General features: G+C 60.8%; 1 protein-coding gene. It reads right to left on the bottom strand.

What is annotated here, in order from left to right:
• Positions 1-250, bottom strand: a 250-nt coding sequence (locus tag ACCC94_RS30410; RefSeq protein ID WP_413353260.1) for a cytochrome d ubiquinol oxidase subunit II, incomplete at both ends; no start/stop codon positions are given.

Raw genomic sequence — 250 nt, 5'->3', positions numbered from 1 at the left:
GTGTAACCCAGGATGAACGGGATGATGAACAGCGTGCCCACCAGCATGAAGCCCTGGCTCTGCGGCGGTGCGGCAGCGTCCCAGATCGAAATCGACGGCGGCACGATGTTCGGCCACAGGCTGATACCCAGACCGCTGTAGCCGAGGAAGATCAGCACCAGGGTCAGCAGGAATGGCGTGTAATGCGCATTGCGAGCCACCGCGCGAATCAGACCGTACAGAGTCACCAGTACCAGAATCGGCACTGGCA

It is taken from the genome of Pseudomonas sp. Pseusp97 (genome assembly GCF_047304025.1).
In the GTDB taxonomy this organism is placed as follows: Bacteria; Pseudomonadota; Gammaproteobacteria; order Pseudomonadales; family Pseudomonadaceae; genus Pseudomonas.
Note: the sequence above shows the minus strand (reverse complement) of the source record. Positions and strands in the feature narration are given on the sequence as shown.